Raw genomic sequence first — 12,742 nt, forward strand, 5'->3', positions numbered from 1 at the left:
GGTCCGGGAGGGATCCGCTCAGCGCATCTCGGTGCCGTCGATCACGGTGTGCACGTCGATCGCGCCCTCGACGCTGCGGCCGACCGTGCACGCCCGCTCGATCGAGCGCACCATGATGTCGAGGAGCTTGTCGCGCTCGGCCGGCTCGAGCCCCGACAGGTCGAGCAGCAGCTCCTCGCCGATCCGCTCGTAGCGGTTGGATGCCTCCTCCGACTGTCCGTGCGCCCAGACCGTGAGCTCGGCGTCGTCGCCGAGCCGGCGCGTCATCGGCCGGTCGACCGAGAGGCCGACGCAGCCGGCGAGGGCCAGTTTCAGGAGCTCGCCGGGGGAGAAGTGCTCGCCCTCGACATCGAGGCCGCCGATCGCGACCGTCGCACCTCGCGCGTTGCGACCGACGTAGCGACGCGTGCCCACCCGGGTCGCCGAGACGCTGCCCGGACCTTCGTTCGAACTCGGCTGCGGCATGGTCTCGGGCATGGGCCCCTCCTCGGTCTCGCGGGTGTCCCTCCATCATGACGGAGCGCGCGCACGAGGCATCCGGTTCGCGGCACGACCCGCGCGATCAGCGGCGAAACTGCGGGCTCGCTGGGAGTCGGGCGGCCGCGACACGCCCGGGTTGCACGGACCCGTCGAGTATGGCAAACTCGTTGAGTTCAACATTTCGAACGCGTGCCCTCGTGCGCGCGTTCGAATCACTGTCAGGCAGTGCATAACCACCCGGTGCTTCCGGGGTCAGGTTAGGCCGCAGGCAGGAGAACACACAACCGACAACCACACGCCCGGGGCGACCCGTGCGCGTGCGCGCCGGTTGGGGCTCGAAGGTCGAGCGTGTCGAGAGCACCGCCCCGGGTGACCGGGCGGGTGGTTTCGACAGGCTCGATCACCGGCCTTTGACAGAAGAACAGTGGTGCTTCACACGGAGTGACTACGCGGCGTCCGATGCCCTCGGAAGGGGTAAGACGCCTTGACAGAGAGAGAGTCAGCAATGGCGGGACAGAAGATCCGCATTCGACTGAAGTCGTATGACCACGAGGTCATCGACACCTCGGCGCGCAAGATCGTCGACACGGTGACCCGCGCGGGCGCCACGGTCGTCGGCCCCGTGCCGCTTCCGACGGAGAAGAACGTGGTGTGCGTCATCCGCTCGCCCCACAAGTACAAGGACAGCCGCGAGCACTTCGAGATGCGCACCCACAAGCGTCTCATCGACATCGTGGACCCGACGCCCAAGGCCGTCGACTCGCTCATGCGTCTCGACCTCCCGGCCGACGTCAACATCGAGATCAAGCTCTGAGGTAACAGATGTCTTCCGCTACCAAGAACGTGAAGGGTCTGCTCGGCACGAAGCTCGGCATGACCCAGGTGTGGGACGAGAACAACAAGCTCGTCCCGGTGACGGTCATCGAGATCGCTCCCAACGTCGTCACCCAGATCCGCACCGCTGAGAAGGACGGCTACGAGGCCGTCCAGATCGCCGCCGGCGCCATCGACCCCCGCAAGGTGTCGCAGCCGCTCAAGGGCCACTTCGAGAAGACGGCCGGCACCACGCCCCGTCGCCACGTGACCGAGATCCGCACGGCCGACGCGGCCAGCTACTCGGCCGGCCAGGAGCTGACCGTCGACGGTACCTTCGAGGCCGGCCAGCTGGTCGACGTCGTCGGCACCTCGAAGGGCAAGGGCTTCGCCGGTGTCATGAAGCGCCACAACTTCAAGGGCGTCTCCGCTTCGCACGGTGCCCACCGCAACCACCGCAAGCCCGGTTCGATCGGTGCTTCGTCGACCCCCAGCCGTGTCTTCAAGGGCATGCGCATGGCCGGTCGCATGGGTGGCGAGCGCGTGACCGTGCTGAACCTCCGCGTGCACGCCGTCGACGCCGAGAAGGGCCTCATGCTCGTCAAGGGCGCCGTTCCCGGTGCGCGCGGCCGTCTCGTTTTCGTCCGCAACGCAGTGAAGGGGGCGTAGTCCATGGCTACCGCCAACACCATCGACGTCCTCGACGCGACCGGCAAGAAGTCCGGCACCGTCGAGCTGCCCGCCGAGCTCTTCGACGTGCAGACCAACGTTCCGCTCATCCACCAGGTCGTCGTCGCCCAGCGCGCTGCTGCGCGCCAGGGCACGCACAAGACCAAGAACCGCGGCGAGGTCTCGGGTTCGGGCCGCAAGCCCTTCAAGCAGAAGGGCACCGGCCGTTCGCGCCAGGGCTCGGTCCGCGCTCCCGAGCACAAGGGCGGTGGCACCGTCCACGGCCCGCAGCCGCGCGACTACTCGCAGCGCACGCCCAAGAAGATGATCGCCGCAGCGCTCCTCGGCGCGCTCAGCGACCGTGCCCGCGGCTCGCGCATCCACGCGGTCGAGGGCTTCGTCGCCGGCGACGTCGCGAAGACGAAGGACGCCGTCGCGCTCCTCGGCAAGATCGCCCCCGCCGGTCGTCACCTCGTGGTCCTCGCCCGCGGCGAGGAGCTCAGCGAGCGTGCGGTCCGCAACATCGAGACCGTGCACGTGCTCGCGGTCGACCAGCTGAACGCCTACGACGTGGTCGTCTCCGACGACATCGTCTTCAGCACCGCCGCGCTCGAGGCCTTCGTGGCCGCGAAGTCGGCGAAGAAGGAAGAGGTCTCGGCATGAGCGCCGCACACAACAAGGACCCGCGCGACATCATCATCGCGCCCGTCGTCTCGGAGAAGAGCTACGGCCTGATCGACGAGGGCAAGTACACGTTCATCGTGGACCCCCGCTCGAACAAGACCGAGATCAAGCTCGCGATCGAGAAGATCTTCAACGTCCAGGTGGCGTCGATCAACACCCTGAACCGCCAGGGCAAGACCCGCCGCACGCGGTTCGGCATGGGCAAGCGCAAGGACACCAAGCGCGCGATCGTCACCCTCAAGTCCGGCTCGATCGACATCTTCACGGCTGTCGGCTAAGGAGCAGAGGAAGAACTATGGCTATTCGTAAGTACAAGCCCACGACCCCGGGTCGTCGCGGTTCGTCGGTCGCCGACTTCGCGGAGATCACGCGCTCGACGCCCGAGAAGTCGCTGCTCAAGCCGCTGTCGAAGACCGGTGGTCGCAACAACCAGGGCCGCATCACGACCCGTCACATCGGTGGTGGCCACAAGCGCCAGTACCGCGTGATCGACTTCCGTCGCAACGACAAGGACGGCGTGCCCGCCAAGGTCGCTCACATCGAGTACGACCCGAACCGCACCGCCCGCATCGCGCTGATCCACTACATCGACGGCACGAAGCGTTACATCATCGCCCCGAACAAGCTCAAGCAGGGCGACCCGATCGAGGCCGGCCCCAACGCCGACATCAAGCCGGGCAACAACCTGCCGCTGCGCAACATCCCGACCGGTACCGTCGTGCACGCCATCGAGCTCCGCCCCGGCGGCGGCGCGAAGATGGCCCGCTCGGCCGGTGCCTCGGTGCGACTCGTCGCCAAGGACGGCCCCTACGCGCAGCTCCGCCTGCCGTCGGGCGAGATCCGCAACGTCGACGCGCGCTGCCGCGCGACGATCGGCGAGGTCGGCAACGCCGAGCAGTCGAACATCAACTGGGGCAAGGCCGGCCGCAAGCGCTGGAAGGGCGTCCGCCCGACCGTCCGCGGTGTCGCGATGAACCCGATCGACCACCCGCACGGTGGTGGTGAGGGCAAGACCTCCGGTGGTCGCCACCCGGTCAGCCCGTGGGGTCAGGCCGAGGGTCGCACCCGTCGCCCCAACAAGGAGAGCGACAAGCTCATCGTCCGTCGTCGCACCGTCGGCAAGAAGCGCAAGTAGGAGTAGAAGAAGATGCCGCGCAGTCTCAAGAAGGGCCCCTTCGTCGACGAGCACCTGCTTCGCAAGGTCGCCGTGCAGAACGAAGCCGGTTCGAAGAACGTCATCAAGACGTGGTCGCGTCGCTCGATGATCGTCCCCGCCATGCTGGGTCACACGATCGCCGTGCACGACGGCCGCAAGCACATCCCGGTGTTCGTCACCGAGACCATGGTGGGCCACAAGCTCGGCGAGTTCGCCCCCACCCGCACCTTCCGTGGACACGTGAAGGACGACAAGAAGGGCCGCCGCCGCTAAAGCGGTGGTGTGAAGGAGGAAAGAAATGGTGGAGTCGATCGCACGCGTGCGACACATCCGCGTGACCCCCATGAAGGCCCGCCGCGTCGTCAACCTGATCCGCGGCAAGCAGGCTCAGGAGGCGCTGGCCATCCTGAAGTTCGCCCCGCAGGGTGCGAGCGAGCCCGTGTACAAGCTCGTCGCCTCGGCCATCGCGAACGCTCGCGTCAAGGCCGATGCCACGAACACCTACCTGGACGAGCAGGACCTCTACGTGAAGACGGCATTCGTCGACGAGGGCACGACCCTCAAGCGATTCCAGCCGCGCGCGCAGGGCCGTGCCTTCCGCATCAACAAGCGCACGAGCCACATCACCATCGTGCTCGGCACGCCCGAGGAGGGTACGAAGTAATGGGTCAGAAGGTCAACCCGTACGGCTTCCGTCTCGGCATCACCACCGACCACGTGTCTCGGTGGTTCTCCGACTCGACGAAGCCCGGTCAGCGCTACGCCGACTACCTCGCCGAGGATGTCAAGATCCGTCGCCTGCTCCAGACGTCGCTCGACCGCGCGGGTGTCTCGCGCATCGAGATCGAGCGCACCCGCGACCGCGTCCGCGTGGACATCCACACGGCCCGTCCCGGCATCGTGATCGGCCGCCGCGGCGCCGAGGCCGAGCGCATCCGCGCCGACCTCGAGAAGCTCACCGGCAAGCAGATCCAGCTCAACATCCTCGAGGTGAAGAACCCCGAGGCCGACGCCCAGCTCGTCGCGCAGGGCATCGCCGAGCAGCTCTCGGCTCGTGTGGCGTTCCGCCGCGCGATGCGCAAGGGCCTGCAGGGCGCGCAGCGCGCCGGCGCCAAGGGTGTCCGCATCCAGGTGTCGGGCCGTCTCGGCGGCGCCGAGATGAGCCGCTCGGAGTTCTACCGCGAGGGCCGCGTGCCCCTGCACACGCTCCGCGCGAACATCGACTACGGCTTCTACGAGGCCAAGACCACCTTCGGCCGCATCGGCGTGAAGGTCTGGATCTACAAGGGCGACATCACCAACAAGGAGCTCGCGCGCGAGCAGGCGGCCCAGAAGCCGTCGCGCGACCGCAGCGACCGTCCCCGCCGCGACCGCGCCCCCAAGGCCGAGCCGGCGACCGCAGGAGTTGAGGCGTAAACCATGTTGATTCCCCGTCGAGTCAAGTACCGCAAGCAGCACCACCCCGGCCGCTCGGGCCAGGCCACCGGTGGCACCAAGGTGTCGTTCGGTGAGTTCGGCATCCAGGCGCTCACGCCCGCTTACGTGACCAACCGTCAGATCGAGTCCGCTCGTATCGCCATGACGCGTCACATCAAGCGTGGCGGCAAGGTGTGGATCAACATCTACCCCGACCGTCCGCTCACGAAGAAGCCGGCCGAGACCCGAATGGGTTCCGGTAAGGGTTCGCCCGAGTGGTGGGTCGCCAACGTCAAGCCGGGTCGCGTCCTCTTCGAGGTCTCGGGCGTCTCCGAGGAGCTCGCACGCGAGGCGATGACCCGTGCCATCCACAAGCTGCCCCTCAAGGCACGCATCATCAAGCGCGAGGAGGGCGACGCATAATGGCCGTCGGAACCAAGGAGCTCAGCCCCGCAGAGCTCGACACCTTTGAAGACGAGCGACTCGTCGACGAGCTGAAGAAGGCCAAGGAAGAGCTGTTCAACCTGCGCTTCCAGTCGGCCACCGGCCAGCTCGAGAGCCACGGCCGCCTGAAGGCCGTCAAGCGCGACATCGCTCGCATCTACACGGTCATCCGTGAGCGCGAGCTCGGCATCCGTGCCACGCCCGCGCCGGTCGAGGCGGCTCCCGCCAAGGCCGAGAAGAAGACCAAGAAGGCCAAGGCCGAGGCGGATGCTTCGGCCGAGGCCGCTGAGACGAAGGAGGCCTGATCATGGCTGAGACCAAGAAGGCTGCGGCCGAGGTCGCCGAGGTCGAGACCGCCGAGCAGCGCCCGTACCGCAAGGTCCGCCGCGGCTACGTCGTCAGCGACAAGATGGACAAGACCATCGTCGTCGAGGTCGAGGACCGCGTGAAGCACCCGCTCTACGGCAAGGTCATGCGCCGGTCGTCGAAGGTCAAGGCGCACGACGAGCAGAACACCGCCGGCATCGGCGACCTCGTCGTGATCAGCGAGACCCGTCCCCTTTCCGCCACGAAGCGCTGGCGTCTCGTCGAGATCGTCGAGAAGGCCAAGTAAGCCTCGGGCTTGCTTATAGAAGGAGTTCGAAGTGCTTCAGCAGGAATCACGAGTCAAGGTCGCCGACAACACCGGCGCCAAGGAGCTGCTCACCATTCGCGTGCTCGGCGGCTCGAAGCGGCGCTACGCCGGCCTCGGTGACGTCATCGTCGCGACCGTCAAGGACGCGATCCCCGGTGGCAATGTCAAGAAGGGCGACGTCGTCAAGGCCGTCATCGTCCGCACCGTCAAGGAGACCCGTCGTCCCGACGGCTCCTACATCAAGTTCGACGAGAACGCCGCGGTCATCCTGAAGAACGACGGTGACCCCCGCGGCACCCGTATCTTCGGCCCGGTCGGTCGCGAGCTTCGCGACAAGAAGTTCATGAAGATCATCTCGCTGGCACCGGAGGTTATCTAAGTCATGGCCAACATCAAGAAGGGCGACCTCGTCCAGGTCATCTCGGGCCGCAGCCAGGCTCGCGGCGGAGACCGCGGCAAGCAGGGCAAGGTCCTCGAGGTGCTCGTCGCCGAGAACCGCGTCATCGTCGAGGGCGTCAACTACGTCACGAAGCACGTGCGCGTCGGCCAGACGCAGCGCGGCACGAAGACCGGCGGCATCGAGACGCAGGAGGCGCCGATCCACGTGTCGAACGTCGCGATCGTCGACCCCGAGACGAAGAAGCCGACCCGCGTCGGCTTCCGCACCGAGCAGGTGACGAAGGACGGCGTCACGAAGACCGTCCGCGTCCGCTACGCCAAGAAGTCAGGTAAGGACCTGTAATGACCGACACGGCAACGCAGGCTGGCAAAATCCAGCCGCGACTGAAGACCAAGTACCGCGGCGACATCGCCAAGGCCCTCACCGAGCAGTTCGAGTACTCGAACCCGCACCAGGTGCCCGGCCTCGTGAAGATCGTCGTGAACATGGGTGTCGGCGAGGCAGCCCGCGATGGCAAGGTCATCGACGGCGCGATCGCCGACCTCACGAAGATCACCGGCCAGAAGCCGCAGGTGACCAAGGCCCGCAAGTCGATCGCGCAGTTCAAGCTGCGCGAGGGTCAGCCGATCGGCGCGCACGTGACGCTCCGCGGCGACCGCATGTGGGAGTTCCTCGACCGCCTGCTCTCGCTCGCACTGCCCCGCATCCGCGACTTCCGCGGTCTCAGCGACCAGCAGTTCGACGGCCACGGCAACTACACCTTCGGCCTCACGGAGCAGAGCGTGTTCCACGAGATCGACCAGGACAAGATCGACCGCGTCCGCGGCATGGACATCACCGTGGTGACCACCGCCAAGAACGACGACGAGGGTCGCGCGCTGCTCAAGGCGCTCGGCTTCCCGTTCAAGCAGGTCGACGCCGCGTAAGTCCTACGTGTAGTAGGATCTACGAGTTTGTGCTTCGAGCCCGCCGGCTCTCGATCCGTCGGGAGCCGGCCGGCCCGAGGCATCCGGTCTCACGCAACCGCTGAGACCACCACCACAGGTCAGTCCCCGTGTAACGGGTCCTGAAACCTGGTGAACGTAAGGAACGAATCGTCATGACGATGACCGACCCGGTCGCTGACATGCTGACCCGTCTGCGGAACGCGAACTCCGCGCACCACGACACCGTGTCGATGCCCCACTCCAAGCTCAAGGGCCACATCGCCGAGATCCTCAAGACCGAGGGCTACATCGCCGACTTCGAGGTCGCCGACGCTCGCGTGGGCAAGACGCTCACGCTGAAGCTCAAGTTCGGCCCGAACCGCGAGCGCTCGATCGCCGGTATCAAGCGCGTCTCGAAGCCCGGTCTCCGCGTCTACGCGAAGTCGACCGAGCTGCCCAAGGTGCTCGGCGGCCTCGGCGTCGCGATCCTGTCCACTTCCAGCGGTCTGCTCACCGACCGCCAGGCCGAGAAGAAGGGCGTGGGTGGGGAAGTCCTCGCCTACGTGTGGTAATCAGCTATGTCGCGTATTGGACGACTTCCCATCGACATCCCCGCCGGCGTCACCGTGACGATCGACGGCCAGGATGTGACCGTCAAGGGCCCGAAGGGTGAGCTCGCGCTCACCGTCGCCGCCCCCATCGTGGCCAAGGTCGAGGAGAACCAGGTCGTCGTGACCCGTCCCGACGACGAGCGCGCCTCGCGTTCGCTGCACGGCCTCACCCGCACGCTCATCGCCAACGACATCATCGGTGTGACCCAGGGCTACTCCAAGGGCCTCGAGATCGTCGGTACCGGTTACCGCGTCGCGCAGAAGGGCAGCGCGGTCGAGTTCGCGCTCGGCTTCTCGCACCCCGTGACCGTCGAGGCGCCGGCCGGCATCACCCTGACCGTCGAGGGCAACAACAAGCTCACGGTCGCGGGCATCTCGAAGCAGGCCGTCGGCGAGACCGCCGCGAACATCCGCAAGATCAAGAAGCCCGAGCCGTACAAGGGCAAGGGCATCCGCTACGCCGGCGAGGTCGTGCGTCGCAAGGCCGGAAAGGCTGGTAAGTAATCATGGCCGTGAAGAGCAAGACGGCTGCGCGCTCGCGTCGCCACACCCGCCTTCGCAAGAAGATCGTCGGCACGGAGGTCCGCCCCCGTCTCGTCGTCACCCGTTCGGCCCGCCACGTCTTCGTGCAGATCGTCGACGACGCCAAGGGTCACACCGTCGCGTCGGCGTCGACCATGGAGGCCGACCTCCGCGCGTTCGACGGTGACAAGACCGCCAAGGCGAAGAAGGTCGGCGAGCTCGTCGCCGAGCGCGCCAAGCAGGCCGGCATCGAGGCGGTCGTGTTCGACCGCGGCGGCAACAAGTACGCCGGTCGCGTCGCCGCGATCGCCGATGGAGCGCGAGAGGCAGGGCTGAGCCTGTGAGCGAGAACACTGTGAAGGAGACCGAGGTGACCGCAGAGGCACCCGTCGAGACGGCTGCGGCTTCCGAGCCGGCCCGCAACGAGCGCGACTCGCGCCGTGGCGGCCGCGACCGCAACCAGGGCGGCCGCGACCGCGGCGGCCGTGACGCCGAGAAGAGCCAGTTCCTCGAGCGCGTCGTCACCATCAACCGCGTGTCGAAGGTCGTCAAGGGCGGCCGTCGCTTCAGCTTCACGGCGCTCGTCGTCGTGGGTGACGGCAACGGACTCGTCGGCGTCGGCTACGGCAAGGCGCGCGAGGTCCCGACCGCGATCTCGAAGGGCGTCGAGGAGGCGAAGAAGAACTTCTTCCGCGTCCCGCGCGTCGGCACCACGATCCCGCACCCCGTGCAGGGCGAGGCCGCTGCCGGTGTCGTGCTCCTGCGTCCGGCCGCTCCCGGTACCGGTGTCATCGCCGGTGGTCCGGTGCGCGCCGTGCTCGAGTGCGCCGGCATCCACGACGTGCTGTCCAAGTCGCTCGGCTCGTCGAACACGATCAACATCGTGCACGCCACGGTCGAGTCGCTCAAGCAGCTCGAGGAGCCGCGCGCCGTCGCCGCCCGTCGTGGTCTCGACTACGACGAGGTCGCCCCGGCCCGTCTCATCCGTGCCGAGGCACAGGCGGCCGAGGCCGCTGCAGCAGCGAAGGCAGGTGCCTGATGGCCAAGCAGCTCAAGGTGACCCAGATCAAGTCCAAGGTGAGCGAGAAGCAGTACCAGCGCGACACGCTGCGCAGCCTCGGTCTCAAGCGCATCGGCGACTCGGTCGTCCGCGACGACACCCCGCAGAACCGCGGCTACGTCAAGACCGTCGCCCACCTCGTGAAGGTTGAGGAGATTGACTAATGGCTGACGAGAAGAACGTCGCCGAGGAGACCCCGAAGAAGGCTCCGGCCAAGAAGGCGCCCGCCAAGGCGGCTGCCGACAAGGCTCCGGCCGAGAAGGCTCCTGCGAAGAAGGCTCCGGCGAAGGCCGCTGCCGCGAAGGCCGACACCGCTTCGGCCGAGAAGGCCCCTGCGAAGAAGGCTCCCGCGAAGAAGGCGGCCCCCAAGGCCGACGTCGCGGAGAAGCGCGAGCAGGTCCTGAAGGTGCACCACCTGCGCCCGGCGCCCGGTGCCAAGAAGGACAAGACCCGCGTCGGTCGCGGTGAGGGCTCGAAGGGCAAGACCGCCGGTCGCGGCACCAAGGGCACGAAGGCCCGCAACACGGTGCGCCCCGGCTTCGAGGGTGGCCAGCTTCCGTACCACATGCGTGCGCCGAAGCTCCGCGGCTTCAAGAACCCGTTCCGGGTCGAGTACCAGGTCGTGAACCTCGACAAGCTCGCCGAGCTCTACCCGAAGGGCGGCGACGTCACCGTCGCCGACCTCGTCGAGAAGGGCGCCGTGCGCAAGAACGAGCGCGTCAAGGTGCTCGGCAACGGCGACCTGCAGGTCAAGCTCAACGTGGCCGTCGACAAGGTCTCCGGCTCGGCAGAGCAGAAGATCGTCGCCGCCGGCGGCTCGGTCAAGTAAGGCCGGCACCACGATTGGTTCGAGCCAGTCGGGACCTCGCGTAGGATAAGCGGGGTCTCGACTGGCTCGAGTCGTATAACCATTCAACTCCGTGCGCCGCACCGGCGCGCAGCACGGAGCAACAGGAGGACGAGTGTTCAACGCCATCGGGCGGATCTTCCGCACGCCGGATCTTCGCCGCAAGCTCGGGTTCACGCTGGGCATCGTGGCCCTCTTCCGGCTCGGATCCTTCATCCCCGCGCCCTTCGTCGACTTCGGCAACGTGCAGCAGTGCCTCGCGGCCAACGCCGCAGCCGGTGCGACCGGGCTCTACGACCTCGTCAACCTCTTCTCGGGCGGCGCGCTGCTGCAGCTCTCGGTCTTCGCGCTCGGCATCATGCCGTACATCACCGCGTCGATCATCGTGCAGCTGCTGCGCGTCGTGATCCCCCACTTCGAGACCCTCTACAAGGAGGGCCAGGCGGGCCAGGCGAAGCTCACGCAGTACACCCGCTACCTGACGATCGCGCTCGGCGTCCTCCAGTCGACGACGCTCATCACGGTCGCCCGCTCGGGTGCGCTCTTCCCGACCGCCGACCCCGCCTGCTCGGCGCTCATCACGAACGACGCGTGGTACGCGATCCTCCTCATGGTCATCACGATGACCGCCGGTACCGGCCTCATCATGTGGATGGGCGAGCTCATCACCGAGCGCGGCATCGGCAACGGCATGTCGCTGCTCATCTTCACCTCGATCGCCGCCCAGTTCCCGGGCTCGCTGTGGGCCATCGGCATCGCGCGCGGCTGGGACGTCTTCGCGATCGTGATCCTCGTCGGCCTCGCGATCGTCGTCGCGGTCGTGTTCGTCGAGCAGTCCCAGCGCCGCATCCCCGTGCAGTACGCCAAGCGCATGGTCGGCCGGCGCACGTACGGCGGCAACAACACGTACATCCCGATCAAGGTCAACATGGCCGGCGTCGTGCCCGTCATCTTCGCGTCGTCGCTGCTCTACCTGCCGGCGCTCATCGCGCAGTTCAACCAGCCCAAGCAGGGCGAGGAGCCGCAGGCCTGGGTCGTGTGGATCACGAACTACCTGACGAAGGGCGACCACCCGCTCTACATGCTGCTGTACTTCCTGCTCATCGTCGGGTTCACGTACTTCTACGTCGCGATCACCTTCAACCCCGACGAGGTGTCGGAGAACATGAAGAAGTACGGCGGCTTCATCCCCGGCATCCGCGCGGGCCGCCCGACGGCCGAGTACCTCGACTACGTGCTCACCCGCATCACCGCACCGGGTTCGATCTACCTGGGCCTCATCGCCCTGATCCCGCTCATCGCGTTCTCGATGGTCGGGGCGAACCAGAACTTCCCGTTCGGCGGCGCGTCGATCCTCATCATCGTCGGCGTCGGCCTCGAGACGGTCAAGCAGATCGACGCCCAGCTCCAGCAGCGCCACTACGAAGGACTTCTCCGATGACGCCAGCCGCTTCCAACGGCACCGCAGCAGCCACCTCCGCCCGCCTCCTGATCGTCGGCCCGCAGGGGTCCGGCAAGGGAACGCAGGGCGTGCTCGTCGCGGCGGCGTTCGGGGTGCCCCAGGTGGCCACGGGCGACATCTTCCGCGCGAACGTCGCGGGCGGAACCGAGCTCGGCAAGCGGGTCCAGGCGATCATCGAGGCCGGCGACCTGGTGCCCGACGCGCTCACGAGCGAGCTCGTGCGCGACCGGCTCCAGCAGCCGGATGCCGCGACCGGATTCCTCCTCGACGGCTACCCGCGCAACCGGGGCCAGGTCGACGACCTCGACGCGTTCCTCACGTCGCGCGGCGAGTCGCTCGACGCCGTGATCGAGCTCGAGGTGCCGCGCGACGAGTCGATCCGCCGCATCCACCAGCGCGCGGTCGAGCAGGGCCGCACCGACGACACCGAAGAGGTGATCGACAACCGCCTCGCGATCTACGAGCGCGAGACGGCACCGATCCTCGACGTGTACCGTGCGCGGGGCCTCGTCGTGCGAGTCGACGGGGTCGGCTCGCTCGCCGACGTGACGGCCCGCATCTTCGAGGCGCTCGCCGCCCGGGGCCTCGCCCCGCGCCACCCCGGCGCCGCGGCCTGAC

General features: G+C 67.4%; 23 protein-coding genes. 22 read left to right on the forward strand and 1 reads right to left on the reverse strand.

The annotated features are described in order from the left end of the window. Positions 1-18: 18 nt before the first annotated feature. Entirely contained in the window at positions 19-477 is a 459-nt protein-coding gene (locus AC3RJ6_RS10145; protein WP_491426940.1) for an OsmC family protein, read from the reverse strand. 508 nt (positions 478-985) lie between these two features. On the opposite strand from AC3RJ6_RS10145, the gene rpsJ reads away from it, so the two are divergent. The 22 genes from rpsJ (at position 986) to AC3RJ6_RS10255 (ending at position 12,741) form a co-directional block, all read left to right on the forward strand. Next, positions 986-1,294: a 30S ribosomal protein S10 gene (rpsJ, locus tag AC3RJ6_RS10150; RefSeq protein WP_017201594.1), complete on the forward strand. Its 309-nt coding sequence runs from the start codon at positions 986-988 to the stop codon at positions 1,292-1,294. 8 nt (positions 1,295-1,302) lie between these two features. Further along, positions 1,303-1,962: a 50S ribosomal protein L3 gene (rplC, locus tag AC3RJ6_RS10155; protein ID WP_491426941.1), complete on the forward strand. Its 660-nt coding sequence runs from the start codon at positions 1,303-1,305 to the stop codon at positions 1,960-1,962. 3 nt (positions 1,963-1,965) lie between these two features. Further along, entirely contained in the window at positions 1,966-2,625 is a 660-nt protein-coding gene (gene rplD, locus AC3RJ6_RS10160) for a 50S ribosomal protein L4 (protein WP_491426942.1), read from the forward strand. Further along, on the forward strand, positions 2,622-2,924 hold the full coding sequence (rplW, locus tag AC3RJ6_RS10165) for a 50S ribosomal protein L23 (protein WP_153685731.1): 303 nt from the start codon (positions 2,622-2,624) through the stop codon (positions 2,922-2,924). The genes rplD and rplW overlap by 4 nt, the downstream gene beginning before the upstream one ends. 17 nt (positions 2,925-2,941) lie before the next feature. Beyond that, a complete protein-coding gene (gene rplB, locus AC3RJ6_RS10170) occupies positions 2,942-3,781 on the forward strand; it encodes a 50S ribosomal protein L2 (protein WP_491426943.1) in 840 nt (279 codons plus the stop codon). Positions 3,782-3,793: 12 nt separating this feature from the next. After that, positions 3,794-4,075, forward strand: coding sequence for a 30S ribosomal protein S19 (gene rpsS, locus AC3RJ6_RS10175; protein WP_231430099.1), 282 nt, complete (start codon positions 3,794-3,796; stop codon positions 4,073-4,075). Between the two features lie 25 nt (positions 4,076-4,100). Further along, positions 4,101-4,466: a 50S ribosomal protein L22 gene (rplV, locus tag AC3RJ6_RS10180; RefSeq protein ID WP_092668524.1), complete on the forward strand. Its 366-nt coding sequence runs from the start codon at positions 4,101-4,103 to the stop codon at positions 4,464-4,466. Further along, positions 4,466-5,218 carry a 30S ribosomal protein S3 gene (gene rpsC / locus AC3RJ6_RS10185; RefSeq protein WP_244852819.1) on the forward strand — a complete coding sequence of 251 codons (753 nt, stop codon included), beginning with the start codon at positions 4,466-4,468 and terminating at the stop codon, positions 5,216-5,218. Before rplV ends, rpsC begins: the two co-directional genes overlap by 1 nt. A gap of 3 nt (positions 5,219-5,221) precedes the next feature. Further along, entirely contained in the window at positions 5,222-5,641 is a 420-nt protein-coding gene (rplP, locus tag AC3RJ6_RS10190; protein WP_149161171.1) for a 50S ribosomal protein L16, read from the forward strand. Then, positions 5,641-5,967: a 50S ribosomal protein L29 gene (gene rpmC, locus AC3RJ6_RS10195; RefSeq protein WP_491426944.1), complete on the forward strand. Its 327-nt coding sequence runs from the start codon at positions 5,641-5,643 to the stop codon at positions 5,965-5,967. Before rplP ends, rpmC begins: the two co-directional genes overlap by 1 nt. A 2-nt stretch (positions 5,968-5,969) precedes the next feature. Further along, positions 5,970-6,275: a 30S ribosomal protein S17 gene (gene rpsQ / locus AC3RJ6_RS10200; protein WP_244852821.1), complete on the forward strand. Its 306-nt coding sequence runs from the start codon at positions 5,970-5,972 to the stop codon at positions 6,273-6,275. 31 nt (positions 6,276-6,306) lie between these two features. Further along, positions 6,307-6,675 carry a 50S ribosomal protein L14 gene (gene rplN, locus AC3RJ6_RS10205; RefSeq protein ID WP_156999952.1) on the forward strand — a complete coding sequence of 123 codons (369 nt, stop codon included), beginning with the start codon at positions 6,307-6,309 and terminating at the stop codon, positions 6,673-6,675. Positions 6,676-6,678: 3 nt separating this feature from the next. Next, entirely contained in the window at positions 6,679-7,038 is a 360-nt protein-coding gene (gene rplX / locus AC3RJ6_RS10210) for a 50S ribosomal protein L24 (protein ID WP_491426945.1), read from the forward strand. Then, entirely contained in the window at positions 7,038-7,622 is a 585-nt protein-coding gene (gene rplE, locus AC3RJ6_RS10215; protein WP_491426946.1) for a 50S ribosomal protein L5, read from the forward strand. Before rplX ends, rplE begins: the two co-directional genes overlap by 1 nt. 173 nt (positions 7,623-7,795) lie before the next feature. Then, entirely contained in the window at positions 7,796-8,194 is a 399-nt protein-coding gene (gene rpsH / locus AC3RJ6_RS10220; protein ID WP_491426947.1) for a 30S ribosomal protein S8, read from the forward strand. Between the two features lie 6 nt (positions 8,195-8,200). After that, a complete protein-coding gene (gene rplF, locus AC3RJ6_RS10225) occupies positions 8,201-8,737 on the forward strand; it encodes a 50S ribosomal protein L6 (protein ID WP_491426948.1) in 537 nt (178 codons plus the stop codon). A gap of 2 nt (positions 8,738-8,739) precedes the next feature. Continuing rightward, positions 8,740-9,099: a 50S ribosomal protein L18 gene (gene rplR, locus AC3RJ6_RS10230; RefSeq protein WP_491426949.1), complete on the forward strand. Its 360-nt coding sequence runs from the start codon at positions 8,740-8,742 to the stop codon at positions 9,097-9,099. Continuing rightward, a complete protein-coding gene (rpsE, locus tag AC3RJ6_RS10235; protein ID WP_305038252.1) occupies positions 9,096-9,794 on the forward strand; it encodes a 30S ribosomal protein S5 in 699 nt (232 codons plus the stop codon). The genes rplR and rpsE overlap by 4 nt, the downstream gene beginning before the upstream one ends. Then, entirely contained in the window at positions 9,794-9,979 is a 186-nt protein-coding gene (gene rpmD / locus AC3RJ6_RS10240; RefSeq protein WP_130353506.1) for a 50S ribosomal protein L30, read from the forward strand. Before rpsE ends, rpmD begins: the two co-directional genes overlap by 1 nt. After that, on the forward strand, positions 9,979-10,644 hold the full coding sequence (gene rplO / locus AC3RJ6_RS10245) for a 50S ribosomal protein L15 (protein WP_491426950.1): 666 nt from the start codon (positions 9,979-9,981) through the stop codon (positions 10,642-10,644). The genes rpmD and rplO overlap by 1 nt, the downstream gene beginning before the upstream one ends. 133 nt (positions 10,645-10,777) lie before the next feature. Further along, complete coding sequence (gene secY / locus AC3RJ6_RS10250; protein ID WP_491426951.1) at positions 10,778-12,103, forward strand: preprotein translocase subunit SecY; 1,326 nt, start codon at positions 10,778-10,780, stop codon at positions 12,101-12,103. Beyond that, entirely contained in the window at positions 12,100-12,741 is a 642-nt protein-coding gene (locus AC3RJ6_RS10255) for an adenylate kinase (protein ID WP_491426952.1), read from the forward strand. Before secY ends, AC3RJ6_RS10255 begins: the two co-directional genes overlap by 4 nt. Position 12,742 lies beyond the last annotated feature (1 nt).

The sequence above is a fragment of the Agromyces cucurbitae genome, assembly GCF_058349945.1.